A 15611-nucleotide genomic window follows, 5' to 3' on the forward strand; every position below is an offset into this window, starting at 1 on the left:
TTCGCGGTTTCTCGTGGCTCATCACGCCCCCCGATGTGCGGTCGAGCAGAACTCCGGTCGGCACGAGAGATGTCATGCGCTTCCCTCCGTTCCGCTGACCAGCGCCAGCTCCGCCCTCGAACCGACCGCCCGCACCACCCGCCGCTCCAGGGCGAGCACCTCCTGGCGCACCGACTCGGCGTCGGCCGCGCGCATGCCGAGCGAGTAGACGTAGCAGATGCGGTGGACCCGGTCGATCTGCAGCACGAACTTGCCCGGGGCCAGCGACAGCGCGTTGGCCACCATCGCGGTGATGTGGTCGGAGTCGGTCCGCAGCGTCACCGCCACGATCCCGGCGGGCGCTTTCGGGCCCTGGGTGACCGCCTGCCAGGAGACCCGCCCGGTGGAGATCACCAGGTCCCACGCCAGGTAGCCGACCAGCTGCAGCACCCGCAGCGGGCGCACCGCGATGTTGGTGCGGATGGCCGGGTTCGGGAACAGCGTCGCCACGAACACCGCCACCACCAGGCCGAAGAACAGCGTGCCCAGGTCGAAGGTGCCCCACAGCATCACCCAGACCAGGGTCAGCCAGGCCACCATCGGCAGCCGCCGCAGCAGCCCGCCGCGACGGGTGATCCGCTCGGTCATTCGACGGCACCTCCCAACACCGCGCTCCGGTAGGTCTCGCCGTGCATCAGGTCCTCGGCGGCCCGCCCGCTGACCTCCGCCAGCGGGCCCGCCACCAGCGCGATCACCACGCTGGTGGCCACCAGCACGCCGCTGGCCACCACCATCGGGCGGTTCGAGGTGGCGGTGCCGACGACCAGCTCATCGGTCGGATCGGGGTCCTGCTCGGGAGCTTTGACCTGCCCCCAGAACGCCCGCGTCCACACCCGTGCCATGGCGTAGAGGGTGAGCAGGCTGGTCAGCACCAGGCCGCCGGTGACCGCGTAGGCCGTCCAGGTCCCGGCGCCGACACCGGCCTGCAGCAGCGCCAGCTTGGCCACGAAGCCGGAGAACGGCGGCACCCCGGCCAGCGTCAGCGCGGGCAGCGCGAACAGCACCGCGATCATCGGCGCGGCCTTCGCCAGGCCGCCCATCCGGGTCAGCGCCACGGTGCCGGTGTGCCGCGTGATCAGACCGCTGACCAGGAACAGCGCGGCCTGCACGGTGATGTGGTGCACCACGTAGAGGATCACGCCGGTCAGGCCGACCACGTCGTAGACGCCGAGCCCGAACAGCATGTAGCCGATGTGGCTGACCAGCAGGAAGGACAGCAACCGGTTCAGGTCGTTCTGGGCCAGCGCGCCGAGCGCGCCGACGACCATGGTGATCAGCGCGATGCCGAGCATCAGGTTCCAGCTCTCGGAATGGCTGAACACCAGCGTCTGGGTGCGGATCAGCGCGTAGATGCCGACCTTGGTGAGCAGCCCGGCGAACACCGCGGTGACCGGCGCGGGCGCGGTCGGGTAGCTGTCCGGCAGCCAGAAGTGCAGCGGCACCATGGCCGCCTTCACGCCGAAGACGATCACCACCAGCAGCGCCAGCGCGATCTGCAGCCCGTCCGGCAGCTGGTGCACCTTCTCGCCCAGGTCGGCCAGGTTCACCGTGCCCGTCGAGGCGTAGACCAGCGCGATCATCGTGATGAACAGCAGCGAGGAGGCCAGGCTGACGATCACGTAGGTCATGCCCGCGCGGACGCGGGTGGCGGTGGTGCGCCGGGTGATCAGCACGTACGACGAGCTGAGCATGATCTCGAAGGCGACGAACAGGTTGAACAGGTCGCCGGTGAGGTAGGCCAGCGAGACGCCCGCGCACAGCATCAGGTACATCGGGTGGAACGTGGTGCTGGAGCGCTCCCGGCCGTAGTCGGTGATGCGCTGGCCGATCGAGTAGATCAGCACCGCGAAGGTCACCACCGAGGAGATCATCAGCAGCAGCGCGGAGAGCCGGTCGGCGACCAGCGTGATGCCGAACGGCGCCGGCCAGGCGCCCATCTGCAGCACCACCGGCCCGAACCGGTCGGCGACGTAGAGCAGCACCGCCGCGTCCACGATGATCGCGCCGAGCACCAGCAGCCCGAGCGCGCGCTGGATGTCCGCGAAGCGCCCCAGCGCCAGCGACAACCCGGCGGCGAGCAGGGGCAGCAGCACGGGCAGGGCCACGAGAACGGTCACTGGGTGGCCTCCTTCTCCAGCTCCTCGGCGCCGTCCTCCTCGGACTCGGACAGCCGGCGCTCCAGCCGCTGGATGCGCCGGTCCTCCAGGTCGTCGCGGACCTCGTCGTGGCCGAGCAGCGTCCACGAGCGGTAGGCCAGGGCCAGCAGGAACGTGGTCAGCGCGAAGGTGATCACGATCGCGGTGAGCGCCATCGCCTGCGGCAGCGGGTCGGCCATCTGCGCCGGATCGGTGGTGCCGATCATCGCGGCGCCGGCCGGCGGGCCGCCCGCGGTCTGCAGCAGCAGGTTCGAGCCGTGCCCGAGGATCACGATGCCGAGCAGGATCCGCATCAGCGAGCGCTGCATCAACAGGTAGAAGCCGACCGAGTACAGGACGGCGAGCACCACCGCCATGGTCAGGTTGATCGTCATCGCTGCCCCCGCTCCGCCGCGTCGACGTCGGCCTCGATGCCCGAGCCCAAGGTGCGCAGCAGGTCCAGCACCACGCCCACGATCAGCAGGTACACCCCGCTGTCGAGCAGCACGCTGGTGACGAACTTGATCTCGCCGAGCAGTGGCACGGTGAACTTGTAGATCGCCGTCTCCAGCAGCTCGCCGCCGAACAGCAGCGGCAGGAACGCCGAGGTGGTGGCGATGGTCAGGCCCATGCCGATCAGCACCGGCGGCCGCATCGAGACGATCGCGCTGTCGTCCATCCGGCCACCGGCGAGGTAGCGCAGCACGAAGGCCTGCCCGGCGACCAGGCCGCCGCTGAACCCGCCGCCCGCCCGGTCGTGCCCGGCGAACAGCAGGTAGATGGACAGCACCAGGACGGTCGGGAAGATGATGCGGGCGGCGAGCTCCAGCAGCACGGTGCGCTGCTTGCCGTCCCGGCAGAAACCGGACAGCAGCCACCGTTCGGTGGGCGCGTCCCAGGTCGTCCAGGACGGACGCTTCATCGGCGTCGTCGTCATTCGCGCACCTCCTCCTGCTGCTTGACCGGCGTCTTCACCGATATCGGCGGTACTCGCGTGCTGCGCTTCCGGCGTTCGTGACGGGAGGCCAGGATCAGGCTGGCCACCCCGGTCGCGGCGATCGCCAGCACCGCGATCTCGCCGACGGTGTCGAAGGCGCGGAAGTCGACGATGATCGCGTTGACCACGTTGGTCGCGCCCGCGCCCTTCTCCGCGTTGGCGATGAACGCCTCGCTGGCCTCCGGCGGGGCCTGGCGCGCGCTGCTGAAGATCACCGCGGCCAGCGAGATGAAGGACCCGGCGGCGATCGCGATGACCGCCTTGGGCGCCTGCCAGGCCTTCGCGGTGTCGGACTGGGTGAAGCGCACCGGCAGCCGCCGCAGCACGAACACGAACGCCACCAGCGTCAGCGTCTCCACCAGGAACTGGGCCAGCGCCAGGTCGGGGCCGCCGTCCACGATGAACAGCCCACCGATGCCGTAGCCGACGACGCCGACCAGCAGCACCGCGGTCAGCCGCCGGCGCGAGCGCAGCACCGCGATCGCCGCGACGATCACCACGAGGGCCAGCGGCACCTGCAGGAGGTTGTCGTACGCCCGCAGATCGTCCGGCACCGCGGCCCGCACCAGGAGCGCGGAGCCCGGGATCGCCAGCATCGTCAGCAGGATGATGCCGAGGTAGGTCGGCAGCGAACCGACCTGCAGGCGGCCGGTGACGCCGACCGCCACCCGCTCCAGCAGCGCCATGATCCGCTCGTAGCCGCGCTGCGCGTCCAGCGGCCGCGGCAGCTTCTTGCGCGCCGCGGTCAGCTGGACCCGGCCCAGGTGCAGCGCGACACCGCCGGTGACGGCGAGGGCGGACAGCAGCAGCGGCAGGTTGAAGCCGTGCCAGAGCGCCAGGTGGTACGGGTCGTCGACCGGCGCGAAGACCTCGGCGTAGGAACTGGCCAGCTTGTCGGCGACCGGGTAGCCGATGCCCAGCACGATGCCCGCCAGCGCGGGCAGCCCGGCCGGGATCAGCGCCTCCGCGCTGGGCTTCTTGGCCTTGGTCCGCGGCAGCTCCGGCTTGTCGGCGAAGGCGCCCCACAGCATCCGCAGGCTGTAGGCGACGGTCAGCATCGAGCCGAGCACCAGCACCGCGTCCACCAGCAGGTCCGGTCGACCGCCGGTGAGGAAGGCGCTGAACGCCGCCTCCTTGCCGATGAAGCCGAGCATCGGCGGGAGCCCGGCCATCGAGGCCACGCCGAGGGTGGCGATCACCGCCAGCCACGGCAGCTCGCGGCCCAGTCCGGAGAGCTTGCGGATGTCGCGGGTGCCCGCCTGGTGGTCGATGATGCCGACGACCAGGAACAGCGTGGCCTTGAACATGCCGTGCGCGAGCAGCATCGCGGCACCGGCCATCGCGCCGGTGTGGGTGCCCGCGCCGAACAGCACCATCAGGAAGCCGAGCTGGCTGACGGTGCCGTAGGCCAGCAGCTTCTTCAGGTCGTACTCGTGCAGCGCTCGCCAGCCGCCGACGAGCATCGTGACCAGGCCGAAGGCGATGGCGGCCAGCTTCCACTCCGGCACGCCGGTGAACACCGGCGCGAGCCGGGCCACCAGGAACACACCGGCCTTGACCATCGACGCGGCGTGCAGGTAGGCGCTGATCGGCGTCGGCGCGACCATCGCCGCGGGCAGCCAGTTGTGGAACGGGATCTGCGCGGACTTGGTGAACGCGCCGACCAGGATCAGCAGCGCGGCGACCACCGTCGCGGCGCCGCCCGGCGGGTTCGCGGCCAGCTCGGAGATCCGGTAGGTGCCCGCGGTCTCGCCGAGCACCACGAAGCCGAGCAGCATCACCAGCCCGCCCAGGCTGGTGATCATCAGCGCCTGCAGCGCCGAGCGGCGCGATTCGCGGCTGAGCCCGGCCTGCCCGACCAGCAGGAACGAGCAGATCGTCGTCAGTTCCCAGAAGACGTAGACGGTGATCAGGTCGTCGGAGAAGACCAGCCCGAGCATCGCCCCGGCGAAGGCCAGCAGCAGCGGGGCCGAGCGCCGGGCGTCGCCGCCACCGCGGCTGAAGTAGGAGTCGGCGTAGACCAGCACCACGGCGCCGAGGCCGGCGACCAGGATGGTCATCAGCAGCGCCAGCGCGTCCAGCCGGAAGGCGAACTGCAGGCCTATCAGCGGTGCCCACTCGACTGTCTCGCTGATCGTCTGCCCGGACAGCACCGGTCCGGCCTGCGCGAGCACCCAGAGCAGAGCCGCAGCCGGCGGAACGGCTGCGGTCAGGAATGCGGCTCGGGTGCTGCGCCGGGCCAGGAACGGGAGTGCCAGGGCCACCAGCAGGTGCACGACGACGAACGCGAGCAAGGGCACCTCCTCGACGTCGATAGGTCGTGGTCAGCTCGACCGGCCGACACCCGGCGCCCCCGGGATCGTTCGCCACCGTCAACGCGGACGCACCCCGAAGCAGGTGTATGTTGCTTCCTTGCGCGCGACGCTGCGAATATCGGCGTTGAGAAGGCTCGGGCCACCGATGTCAGCGAGGTCCGATCGGCGCCCAACTTATCCGAAACACACGTATCCGGGCCAATCCGCGATCTTGCGGACGGCAGCGGATCGACACCGGTTTTTTCGTTGCGACGAAATAACGTTAGCTGCGACAACAACGCGTCCGCAGTGCCGTTCCGGGTGGGATTACTCACGTTTTGTAACGCTGATACGGGCAATCGCCGCTGATCGCTCCGGTGCGGGCAGGCCGTCCCAGCTCCGCAACGATCGACCCGTTCGGCCTCGCGGCCGCGGTCGGCCGTGGAGAATGCGATCGTGCCCGCGAACGACAACAACACCCTCGCCGGCGCCGGTCGGCTGATCGGTGACCGGTACCGCCTGGAACGCAAGCTCGGCGGCGGTGCGATGGGCACCGTGTGGGCCGGCACCGACGAACTGCTGCGCCGCCCGGTGGCGGTCAAGGAGGTCAAGCTCCCGCCGGGGATGCCCGACGAGGAAGCCGCCGAGATGCGCGAGCGCGCGCTCCGCGAGGCACGGGCGATCGCGGTGCTGTCGCATCCCAACGTGGTGACCCTCTACGACGTCGCCCGCGATGGCGGCGAGCCGTTCGTGGTCATGGAGCTGGTGCCGTCGCAGAGCCTCGCGGCGATCCTCGAGGAGCACGGCGCGCTCGACGACCAGCAGATCGCGGTGATCGTCGACGGCGTCGCGGCCGGGCTGGACGCCGCGCACCGGGCGGGCATCGTGCACCGCGACGTCAAGCCGGGCAACGTGCTCATCGGCGACGACGGCCGGATCAAGGTCAGCGACTTCGGCATCTCCCGCAACATCGCCGAGCACACCCTGACCAGCACCGGGATCCTGCTGGGCACCCCGGCCTACATCGCGCCCGAGGTCGCGGCGGGCGAGGGCGTGCGGGCATCGGCCGACCTGTGGGGGCTGGGCGCGACGATGTTCGCCGTCGTCGAGGGCCGGGCACCCTACGACGTCGGTGACGATCCGCTGGCCACCGTGACCGAGGTGGTGCGCGGCCCCGTCCCGCAGGTGAGCCGCTCCGGCCCGATCGGCGAGATCATCAGCGGGCTGATGGTCAAGGACCCGACGCGGCGGATGTCGCTGACCGAGGTCCGCCGCCGGGTGCAGCACCTGCTGCCGCCGCCGGGCGCGCGCCCGTTCGCGATGCTGCTCGACCCGGAGGCCCCCACGGTGCGGGTTCGCTCGCTGGTGCCGCCGACCCCATCGAACCCGCCACCGCCGCGGCCGAAGCAGCCCACCCTCGGCGCGCAGGCCGCCCCGCTGGCCCGCGACCCCGGGCTGCCGCCGTTCGAGCTGAAGGACCCGCCGCCGCGCCGCCGCTCGCCGTGGGCCGCGGTCGCGCTGGGCGTGGCCGCCGTCGTGCTCTTCGCCGCCGCGCTGGCCGGTGGCTTCGCCCTCACCCGGCTCTCCCTGGGCAAGGACGTCCTGCCCGAGCCCGGGACGCCGTCGAGCCCTGCCGCGGAGACGCCGCTGGCCGAGCAGCTCGGCTTGGTCGAGACCGCCGGCAACGCCAAGCACACCGCCGCTCCCTCGGGCGGGAAGTTCCAGATCCTGGCGCCGCAAGCGAGCCCCGGCGGCTGGCAGACGTTCCAGAGCGAGCGCACCGATGTCGCCAACAGCCTGGTGACGTCCTACGTGTCGCCGGACGGCCTCTTCGAGATCGCCGTGCAGCGCTACGGCAACTTCTTCAGCTCCGGCCACGACATCGACGACTACCTGGACCGGCTGCCGCTGAGCGTGAGCGGCGGGAACCAGATCCAGGTGGACAGCGTGACCGACAACGGCGACGGCAAGCGGCTGATCTACACGACGACGGTGCGGCCGATGCTCAACGGGCAGGCCGACCCCGCCCCGCGCACCACGGAGGCGGAGCTGGTCCGCCGGGACGACGACCTGTGGATCGTGCGGGTCACCGGGCCGCCCGGGCTGAGCTCCCAGAGCCAGGCGATGCTCAACGAGATCGCACCGACCCTCGACACCAGCGCGTCCTGACGAGCCCGGCGGGGCGTGCTCGCAACGCGAAGCCGGAAAAGCCTCTAAGCTGCGCGGCCGTGACCTCTAGTACTGCTATCGACACGTCCGCCTCCGCTTCGGCCGCCGCCACCGCGCTCGCCGAGGCCACCGGCGTCGAACGCCACGACCTGGTCGTCGTGCTCGGTTCCGGCTGGCAGCCCGCCGCCGAGGAGATCGGCTCGCCCGCCGCCGAGATCGGCATGGCCGAGCTGCCGGGCTTCACCGCACCGGGCGCGATCGGGCACAGCGGCAAGATCCGCTCGGTGCAGGTGGGCGACAAGCGGGCGCTCGTCATGCTCGGCCGCACGCACCTCTACGAGGGCAAGGGCATCGACCCGGTGGCGCACGGCGTGCGCACCGCGATCGCGGCCGGGTGCCGCACGGTGGTGCTCACCAACGCCGCGGGCGGCCTGCGCGAGGGCATGCAGGTCGGGCAGCCGGTGCTGATCAGCGACCACGTCAACCTGACCGCGCGGTCGCCGCTGGTGGGCGCGGACTTCGTGGACCTCACCGACCTGTACTCGCCGCGGCTGCGGGAGCTCGCGCGCGGCATCGACCCGACGCTGGAGGAAGGCGTCTACGCCGGGCTGCCCGGCCCGCACTTCGAGACGCCCGCCGAGATCCGCATGCTGCGCACCATGGGCGTCGACCTGGTCGGCATGTCGACGGTGCTGGAGGCGATCGCGGCCCGCGCCGCGGGCGCCGAGGTCTTCGGCCTGTCGCTGGTGACGAACCTGGCGGCGGGGCTCAGCGGCGAACCGCTGAACCACGAGGAGGTCCTGGAAGCGGGCCGCGCGTCGGCCAGCCGCATGGGCCAGCTGCTGCGCTCGGTCGTCGAAGCCTCCTGAAGTCCAGCTCCGAGACCCGTTCTGCGCGGCGGTGCGGGCAGTGAAGCCTCGGCGTCCGCTTGGTCTCCGACCCGTTGACCAGCACGTGGGCTCGTGAGCGCGGGATTTTCGCGCTCACGACCCCACGGGATCGCGGCGGAGCTGGGATGATCTCCGCTCGGGTGTTGGCATTCGCATCGGAGGCCTCGTGGGCGAATCGGTGGAAGTGTGCGGGACTGGCGCGCGGGCCGCGGCTGAGCGGTGGATCGCGGAGGACGTCGATCCGGGTGCGCGGGCGGAGCTGCAGCGGCTCGTCGACGCCGACTCGCCGGAACTGGCGGACCGGATGTCCGGGATGCCGCGGTTCGGCACCGCGGGTCTGCGCGCCGCGGTGCGCGCCGGGGCGAACGGCATGAACCGCGCGGTGGTCGTGCGCACGACCGCCGGGGTGGCGAAGTGGCTCGACGAGCACGGCCACGGCGGCGGTGTCGTGGTGGTCGGCCGGGACGCGCGGCACGGATCGGCCGATTTCGCCGCCGACACCGCCGGTGTGCTGGCGGCCGCCGGTTTCGACGTGCGGGTGCTGCCCGAGCCGCTGCCGACGCCGGTGCTCGCGCACGCGGTGCGCGCGCTGGACGCCGTCGCGGGCATCCAGATCACCGCCTCGCACAACCCGCCGCAGGACAACGGGTACAAGCTGTACCTGCGTGGCGGCACCCACCTGGTGAACCCCACCGACAGCGAGATCGAGGCCGCCGTCGCCGCTGCTCCGGCGGCGAACTCGGTGCCGCGCGCGGAGAGCTGGTCGGTCCACTCCTCGGCGCTGGAGGACTACCTCGCCCGGGTCGCGACGCTGCCGCGCGGCAGCGCCCGCGGGCTGCGGATCGCGGCGACCGCGCTGCACGGCGTCGGCGCCCGGCCGCTGCGGGAGGCGCTGCACCGCGCGGGTTTCGACGACGTGCACCTGGTCGCTTCGCAGGCCGATCCGGACCCGGACTTCCCCACCGTCGGGTTCCCGAACCCGGAGGAGCCGGGGACGACGGACGCGCTGCTGGCGCTGGCCGCGGAGGTCGGCGCGGACCTGGCGATCGCGCTGGACCCGGACGCCGACCGGTGCGCGCTCGGCGCGCCGGTGGACGGCGTCTGGCGGATGTTCCGCGGCGACGAGACCGGCGTCCTGCTCGCCTGGCACATCCTGTCCACTTTGGACCGCGAGGCGGCGCCGGACCCGCTGGTGGCCACGACGATCGTCTCCGCGACCATGCTGCGCTCGATCGCCGCGGAGTTCGGTGTCCGCTACGACGAGACGCTGACCGGGTTCAAGTGGCTGGTGCGCGCCGGGGACGGCGCGGGAACCGGGCTGGTCTACGCCTACGAGGAAGCGCTCGGCCACTGCGTCGACCCGGACTTCGTGCGCGACAAGGACGGCATCTCCACCGCGGTGCTGGCCGCCGACCTGGCCGCCGCGCTGAAGGCCGCGGGGCGCTCGCTCCCGCAGCTGCTCGACGAGCTCTCCACCGAGCACGGCCTGCACGAGACCGGGCAGATCTCGGTCCGGGTCTCCGACCTGAGCGTGATCCCCCGGACCATGCGGCGGCTGCGGGCGCAGCCCCCGGCGCAGCTCGCCGGGACCACTGTGGACGTCCGTGACCTGCTGCCGGAGACCGACGCGTTGGTGGTCACCGGCGCAGGCGGCCTGCGGGTGGTCATCCGGCCGTCCGGCACCGAGCCGAAGCTCAAGTGCTACCTGCAGGTCGTCGAACAGGTCGACGACCTGCCCACCGCCAAGCGGCGCGCCGCGGACCGCCTCGCCGCGCTGGAGCGCGCCGTTTCCGAACTCGTGCGAGGAGGCTGAGATGCCCCGGCTGCTGATCGTGCACCACACCCCGTCGCCCGGGATGCAGGCGCTGTTCGAACAGGTCGTCGCCGGCGCGACCACCGACGAGATCGAAGGCGTCGAGGTGGTGCGCCGCGCGGCGCTGAGCGCGACCGCCAGCGACGTCCTCGAAGCCGACGGCTACCTGCTGGGCACCCCGGCGAACCTCGGCTACATCAGCGGCGCGCTCAAGCACTTCTTCGACACGATCTACTACCCGTGCCTGGACTCCACCGCGGGTCGCCCGTTCGGCTACTACGTGCACGGCAACGAGGGCGTGGAGGGCGCGCAGCGCGCGATCCGGTCGATCACCACGGGGCTCTCCTGGCAGCAGGTCGCCGAACCGGTCACGGTCCTGGGCGCCCCGGACAAGGCCGATCTGGCGGCCTGCTGGGAGCTGGGCGCGACCATCGCGGCCGGGCTCATGATCGAGTGACGCGGGCACCCGGGTTTCCGGTCGCGCAACAGCAGAAGAACCCCAGTTGATCTTGATACGAAGCCGCGGAGTAACCTGATCGTGTCGTCGGGGCGCGCCCCTTGACGACAGGGGGCGCCCTGGGCAAAGCCCGCCTTCCCTCATCAACGTGCGATGTTCGGGGCGCCCTCCTCCTCGCGCTCGGTAACGGTGCAGATCCCCCGAACCACCCCATCCAGGCCGTCGGAAGACATCTCCGCAGGGACTCCGGCAGCATTTGCGGGGCCCGAGGGGTTACGCTGCGACAGTGAGTGAGGAATCGATCCGACTCGAACTCGACGACTCCGGCGTCTCCGTGGATCTCCCACAGCCCCCTGGTTCACACGACCAGGTTCAGGGCGTTCCCTACCGACCTGTCGAGTTCCGCGACAACGACCTACCGGCCGCCTTGGAGCGTTCCGCCAAGTGGCTCCGCGCAGCTCAGGACTGGTTGGGCGAACCGCTCGACGTCATCGCAGTCCACCTGGACTACGACGATCGCGAGGGTGCCCCCTACTACGACCTGAAGTTGCTCTGCAACGAAGAGGACCTGGCGGGCGCACCGATCGCGATGCGCAAGCTGCAAAGCGGACCCGCCGCCTGACCCGCACAACGATCGCGGTGGCCCGGCCGGAGATACCGACCGGGCCACCACCGCGTCCGGGCCCGGTTCACGCCTTCGGCTTCGCCCAGGACTCCAGGTGACCAGCGATTTCGGGAAGCTCCAGCTGGTCACGGCCGACCTCGCGGACCATCTCCAGCGCCGCGTCGTCGGCGGCCTCCACCCACCAGCCGTTGAGGTCGCACATCGCCACCGCGGCCACCCACGCCAGCCGCCAGTTGCCGCCCGCCAGCGGGCGGGTGCGGACGATCGAGTCCAGCAGCGCGGCGGACTTCAGCCACAACGTCTCGTAGGCCGGCACGCCGAACACCTCGGCGTGCGGCCGGTACGCGGCCGCGTCGAGCAGGCCGCCGTCCCGCACCATCAGGTCGCCGTCGGTCACCGCCGTGGCGAGCAGGAGCAGATCCGACGTGTCGAGGTAAACGATCACGCGGTCAATGTTCGATCATGCGGTGCCGAGCTTGTCCAGCAAGCCCCGGTATCGCGGCAGCACCCGCTGCACGACCTCGTCGAGCTGCTGCTCCTTCTGCTGCCGCGCCCAGCGGTCGGCCAGCGCGCTGCGCACGACCTCCTGCTTGGAGCGACCTTCGGCCGCCGCCAGCTCGGCGAGCCGCTGGTTCTCTTCATCGGTGAGGCGCAGGGTCATGGCCATGCCGCGATGGTATCGCGCTGATACCACTCGCGGGAGGCGATAGTTTCGGACGATGAGTCCCTCTCATCCCGGTCGGCAACCGTGACCGCGATACCCGGCACCCGGCGGGCGCACAGGTCGTCGCCGAGCGCCGAAGGCGCTTCCGGGCCCATCCGCGCAGCTTGCGCCGCTGCAGGTTCTCGGCGTTCGCCTGGCGAGGACGGCCCGGCCGCCGCGCATCGGTCATGCACAAGACCGAGCACCCGCAGCCCGGGCGGGCGTTGAGGTTCCGCTACCCGCACCGCCACGCAGAACGAGTTTGGAAGACCTCAATGGCTAGACCGCGAGCGCACGACGACGCCTTGCGCACCCGGCTGCTGGATCGCGCGGGCGAACTGCTGTCCGCACAGGGCCCGGAGGGGCTCGGCCTGCGGCGGCTGGCCGCGGACGTCGGGACCTCCACCACCGCGGTGTACTCGCTGTTCGGCGGCAAGCCGGGCCTGGTCCGCGAGCTGTACGCGGAGGGCTTCCAGCGGCTCGGCGACCGGATGGCGCAGGTGCCCCGCACCGACGACCCGGTGGCCGACATGTGCGCGCTCGGCCTGGCCTACCGGGAGAGCGCGCTGGCCAACCCGCACTTCTACTCGATCATGTTCGGCCGGGCGGTGCCGGACTTCGTCCCGGACGAGGAATCGGTGCAGACCGCGCTGCGCAGCATCCGGCCGCTTGAGGACGCCGTCGCTCGCGGCATCGAGCAGGGCCTGCTGGCCGACACCGACCCGGGCGAGATCACCTTCGCCGCCTGGGCCCTGGTGCACGGCCTGGTCTCGCTGGAGCTGAACTCCCCGCTGGCCCGCGACGACACCAGCGCCCGCTACGAGCGGGCGCTGGTGAACGGTATCGCAGGTTGGAGGCGCTGACCCCGGAGCGACGGGGGGTTGTGGTCCCCGGGGCCAGCGCGTCGTGCCCGACCTGGCGTCACCACACCGAGCACGACCGTTCGCCGGGCCCTAGCCGAGGGCCGTGTGGAGGGCGGTCATCAGCTCGCCGTCCGGGGTGTCGCCGTCGAGCGACCAGATCATCGCGCCGCCGAGGCCCTGCTTCTTCAGGTAGTCGACCTTGCGCTTGATCTCGGTCGGGTCGTCGTAGGTCCAGAACGTGGTCCCGTCGAAGAGCCAGGCGAAACCGGCCTGCTCGTCGCGGTGCAGGGTGTACTGACCGGCCTTGGACTTGAGCACCTTGTAGTCCTCGATGCCCGCCTCCCAGGTCGCCGGAGCGGGTCCGGTCGAGTTCTGGAACAGGCCGTTGTTCTGGTTCGTCACACCGGTCCAGCCACGTCCGTAGAACGGCACGCCGAGCACCATCTTGTCGTTCGGCGCGCCTGCCGTGCGCCAGGCGTTGATGGTCTGGTCGATGCTCCACTTCTCCGGCGACGGGTCGCCCTCCGGGCTGAGGATCGCCGACTGGTGGTTGGTCGTCGGGTCGTAGGCGCCGTGCAGGTCGTAGCCCTGGATCGTGCCGAAGGTCAGCAGGTCGAAGACCTTGGGCACCTCGAACCCGGCCTCGATCTTCGCCGGGTCGGCGGGCAGGAAGGCGCTGATGTCGTAGGTCTTGCCCGTCTCCTTGCCGACGGCGTCGAGCTGGGTGCGCCACTCCTGCAGCAGCGCGGTGAAGTTCTGCTTGTCGGCCGGGTCGACCACGTTGCCGGGGCCGCCCTCGGAGCCGGGCCACTCCCAGTCGAGGTCGACGCCGTCGAAGATGCCCGCCGCGACGCCGTCGCCGCCCTGCGGCTCGCCGCCGATCTTGGGCATGTTGCCGCGGATCCACATGTCGATGCAGGACTTCACGTGCGCGGCGCGCGACTGCGGGGTGGCCGCCGCGTTGTGGAAGTTCTTCGACCAGGTCCAGCCGCCGAAGGAGATGTAGACCTTCAGGTGCGGGTACTTCGCCTTGAGCTGCTTGAGCTGGTTGAGGTTGCCTGCCAGCGGCTGGTCGTAGGCGTCGGCCTGGCCGCTGACGGTCTGCTCGGCGGTGAACCGGCGCTGGTAGTCGGCCCAGGCGTCGCCCTCACCGGTCTGGTTGACCTGGAAGCACTGGCCCGCGGTGTTGAGGTTGCCGAAGGCGTAGTTGATGTGGGTCAGCTTCGCGGCCGTGCCGGAGGTGTCGAGGTTCTTGACGAAGTAGTTGCGGCCGTAGATCGACCACTGGGTGAAGTAGCCGACCTTGCGGGCGGCGGCCTGCGACTGGGCCTCGTCGGCGGCTTGCGGCCGGGTGTCCGCCGGGGCGTCGGTGGCGCCCGCCGGGGAGGCCAGCAGGGGCAGTCCCAGTGCGAGGACCGAGGCGAGCAGCACCGGGAGCCGGAACGGGAATCTGCGACTTCGAGAGGACATGGCGACTCCTACTTCATCGGGGGGATCGCTCCATGTGTGGTATAGACCATATTCGGATCAGGTCTAGACCAGCTATCGCCTGTTCGGCCGAAAACTGCTGCTGCGGCCGGACTCCGGGAGAACCTCCACCTGGAGACGCCTCGGACCAGGGAATTCCCAGTTTTCCGGGCAGAGCGAAACCTCCCCCGACCGAGGCGCAGGCCCGAGCGGAGGAGGTTCTCGCTATTGCGTTAAATCCGGGAAGGGGATCAGACGGCGCCGTACTCGCGGTCACCGGCATCGCCGAGGCCGGGGACGATGTAGCCCGACTCGTTCAGGCGATCGTCGATGCTCGCGGTCACCACGCGGACCGGCAGACCGGACTCCTCCAGCCGCCGCACGCCCTCCGGCGCCGCCAGCGTGCAGATCGCGGTGACGTCGCTGGCGCCGCGCTCGGTCAGGATCCGGATCGTGTGGACCATCGAACCGCCGGTGGCCAGCATCGGGTCGAGGACGAACACCGGGCGACCGGACAGGTCGGCGGGCAGCGACTCCAGGTACGGCGTGGGCTGCAGGGTGGTCTCGTCCCGCGCCAGGCCGACGAAGCCCATCTGCGCCTCCGGGATCAACCGGTGCGCTTGGTCGGCCATGCCCAGGCCGGCCCGCAGCACCGGCACCAGCAGCGGCGGGTGCGCCAGCCGGTAGCCGTCGGTGCGCGCCACCGGGGTGTGGATCGGCTCCACCGCGACCTCGGCGTCCCGCGTGGCCTCGTACATGAGCATCAGCGTGAGCTCCTGCAAGGCGGCGCGGAACGCGGCGCTGTTGGTGCGCGCGTCGCGCATGGTGGACAGCCTTGCCTTCGCCAGGGGGTGGTCCACGACCCGAACATCCATGACCGACAACAGTAACGGCCGACTCCCGGATCCACGTCGCAGCTGGTCGGGAACGTGTCGCCGGTCGCAACCGTCCACTCCGGAGCGTCAACCACCGATCACCCGGCGTGCGACCGGCGTGCGACCGGCGCAATTTCAATTGAAATCACACGTCCAATTTCAATTGAAATCGCACCAGATCCCGACGCGCGATCGGCGTGTCGGTGCCCGACACGCCGACGGGCGCGCAATTTCAATTGAAATCGAAGGGCTGATTTCAATTGAAATTGCGCCACCGGGGTGCC

At 70.9% G+C, this 15611-nt stretch carries 15 protein-coding genes; 6 read left to right on the plus strand and 9 right to left on the minus strand.

Annotated features, from left to right (window positions below):
- Positions 1–72: 72 nt before the first annotated feature.
- From C4T78_RS29585 to mbhE, 5 genes are read right to left on the minus strand one after another with little or no spacing between them, the layout of a single operon-like run.
- Positions 73–627 carry a Na+/H+ antiporter subunit E gene (locus C4T78_RS29585; protein WP_093352755.1) on the minus strand — a complete coding sequence of 185 codons (555 nt, stop codon included), beginning with the start codon at positions 625–627 and terminating at the stop codon, positions 73–75.
- A complete protein-coding gene (locus C4T78_RS29590; protein ID WP_093157213.1) occupies positions 624–2156 on the minus strand; it encodes a Na+/H+ antiporter subunit D in 1533 nt (510 codons plus the stop codon). Before C4T78_RS29590 ends, C4T78_RS29585 begins: the two co-directional genes overlap by 4 nt.
- Positions 2153–2569, minus strand: a complete 417-nt coding sequence (locus C4T78_RS29595; protein WP_093352752.1) for a Na(+)/H(+) antiporter subunit C — start codon at positions 2567–2569, stop codon at positions 2153–2155. Before C4T78_RS29595 ends, C4T78_RS29590 begins: the two co-directional genes overlap by 4 nt.
- A complete protein-coding gene (locus tag C4T78_RS29600) occupies positions 2566–3111 on the minus strand; it encodes an MnhB domain-containing protein (RefSeq protein WP_235863543.1) in 546 nt (181 codons plus the stop codon). The genes C4T78_RS29595 and C4T78_RS29600 overlap by 4 nt, the downstream gene beginning before the upstream one ends.
- Entirely contained in the window at positions 3108–5465 is a 2358-nt protein-coding gene (mbhE, locus tag C4T78_RS29605) for a hydrogen gas-evolving membrane-bound hydrogenase subunit E (protein WP_093352751.1), read from the minus strand. The genes C4T78_RS29600 and mbhE overlap by 4 nt, the downstream gene beginning before the upstream one ends.
- Before the next feature lie 456 nt (positions 5466–5921).
- Between mbhE and C4T78_RS29610 the strand changes: the two genes are divergently transcribed.
- The 5 genes from C4T78_RS29610 (at position 5922) to C4T78_RS29630 (ending at position 11416) form a co-directional block, all read left to right on the plus strand.
- On the plus strand, positions 5922–7634 hold the full coding sequence (locus C4T78_RS29610) for a serine/threonine-protein kinase (protein ID WP_093352748.1): 1713 nt from the start codon (positions 5922–5924) through the stop codon (positions 7632–7634).
- Positions 7635–7693: 59 nt separating this feature from the next.
- Positions 7694–8503: a purine-nucleoside phosphorylase gene (locus tag C4T78_RS29615; protein WP_093352746.1), complete on the plus strand. Its 810-nt coding sequence runs from the start codon at positions 7694–7696 to the stop codon at positions 8501–8503.
- Between the two features lie 187 nt (positions 8504–8690).
- The gene (locus C4T78_RS29620) at positions 8691–10337 is read left to right on the plus strand and encodes a phospho-sugar mutase (protein WP_235863541.1); all 1647 of its coding nucleotides are present in this window, start codon (positions 8691–8693) and stop codon (positions 10335–10337) included.
- 1 nt (position 10338) lies between these two features.
- A complete protein-coding gene (locus tag C4T78_RS29625; protein ID WP_093352743.1) occupies positions 10339–10794 on the plus strand; it encodes a flavodoxin family protein in 456 nt (151 codons plus the stop codon).
- Positions 10795–11080: 286 nt separating this feature from the next.
- Positions 11081–11416, plus strand: a complete 336-nt coding sequence (locus tag C4T78_RS29630) for a hypothetical protein (protein ID WP_093157221.1) — start codon at positions 11081–11083, stop codon at positions 11414–11416.
- A 67-nt stretch (positions 11417–11483) separates the two neighbouring features.
- Here the strand turns inward: C4T78_RS29630 and C4T78_RS29635 are convergent, their stop codons facing one another.
- Together C4T78_RS29635 and C4T78_RS29640 are read right to left on the minus strand one after the other, a co-directional pair.
- Positions 11484–11864, minus strand: a complete 381-nt coding sequence (locus C4T78_RS29635) for a type II toxin-antitoxin system death-on-curing family toxin (RefSeq protein ID WP_093157222.1) — start codon at positions 11862–11864, stop codon at positions 11484–11486.
- A 15-nt stretch (positions 11865–11879) separates the two neighbouring features.
- A complete protein-coding gene (locus tag C4T78_RS29640; protein ID WP_093352741.1) occupies positions 11880–12086 on the minus strand; it encodes a type II toxin-antitoxin system VapB family antitoxin in 207 nt (68 codons plus the stop codon).
- 311 nt (positions 12087–12397) lie between these two features.
- On the opposite strand from C4T78_RS29640, the gene C4T78_RS29645 reads away from it, so the two are divergent.
- On the plus strand, positions 12398–12985 hold the full coding sequence (locus C4T78_RS29645) for a TetR/AcrR family transcriptional regulator (protein ID WP_093352738.1): 588 nt from the start codon (positions 12398–12400) through the stop codon (positions 12983–12985).
- A 90-nt stretch (positions 12986–13075) separates the two neighbouring features.
- Here the strand turns inward: C4T78_RS29645 and C4T78_RS29650 are convergent, their stop codons facing one another.
- Both C4T78_RS29650 and upp read right to left on the minus strand, forming a co-directional pair.
- Positions 13076–14455, minus strand: a complete 1380-nt coding sequence (locus C4T78_RS29650; protein ID WP_093352736.1) for a glycoside hydrolase family 18 protein — start codon at positions 14453–14455, stop codon at positions 13076–13078.
- A 248-nt stretch (positions 14456–14703) separates the two neighbouring features.
- Positions 14704–15327: a uracil phosphoribosyltransferase gene (gene upp, locus C4T78_RS29655; protein WP_093157228.1), complete on the minus strand. Its 624-nt coding sequence runs from the start codon at positions 15325–15327 to the stop codon at positions 14704–14706.
- Between the last annotated feature and the right edge of the window lie 284 nt (positions 15328–15611).

Origin of the sequence: Saccharopolyspora kobensis, from assembly GCF_900108315.1 — a bacterium.
In the GTDB taxonomy this organism is placed as follows: Bacteria; Actinomycetota; Actinomycetes; order Mycobacteriales; family Pseudonocardiaceae; genus Saccharopolyspora; species Saccharopolyspora kobensis.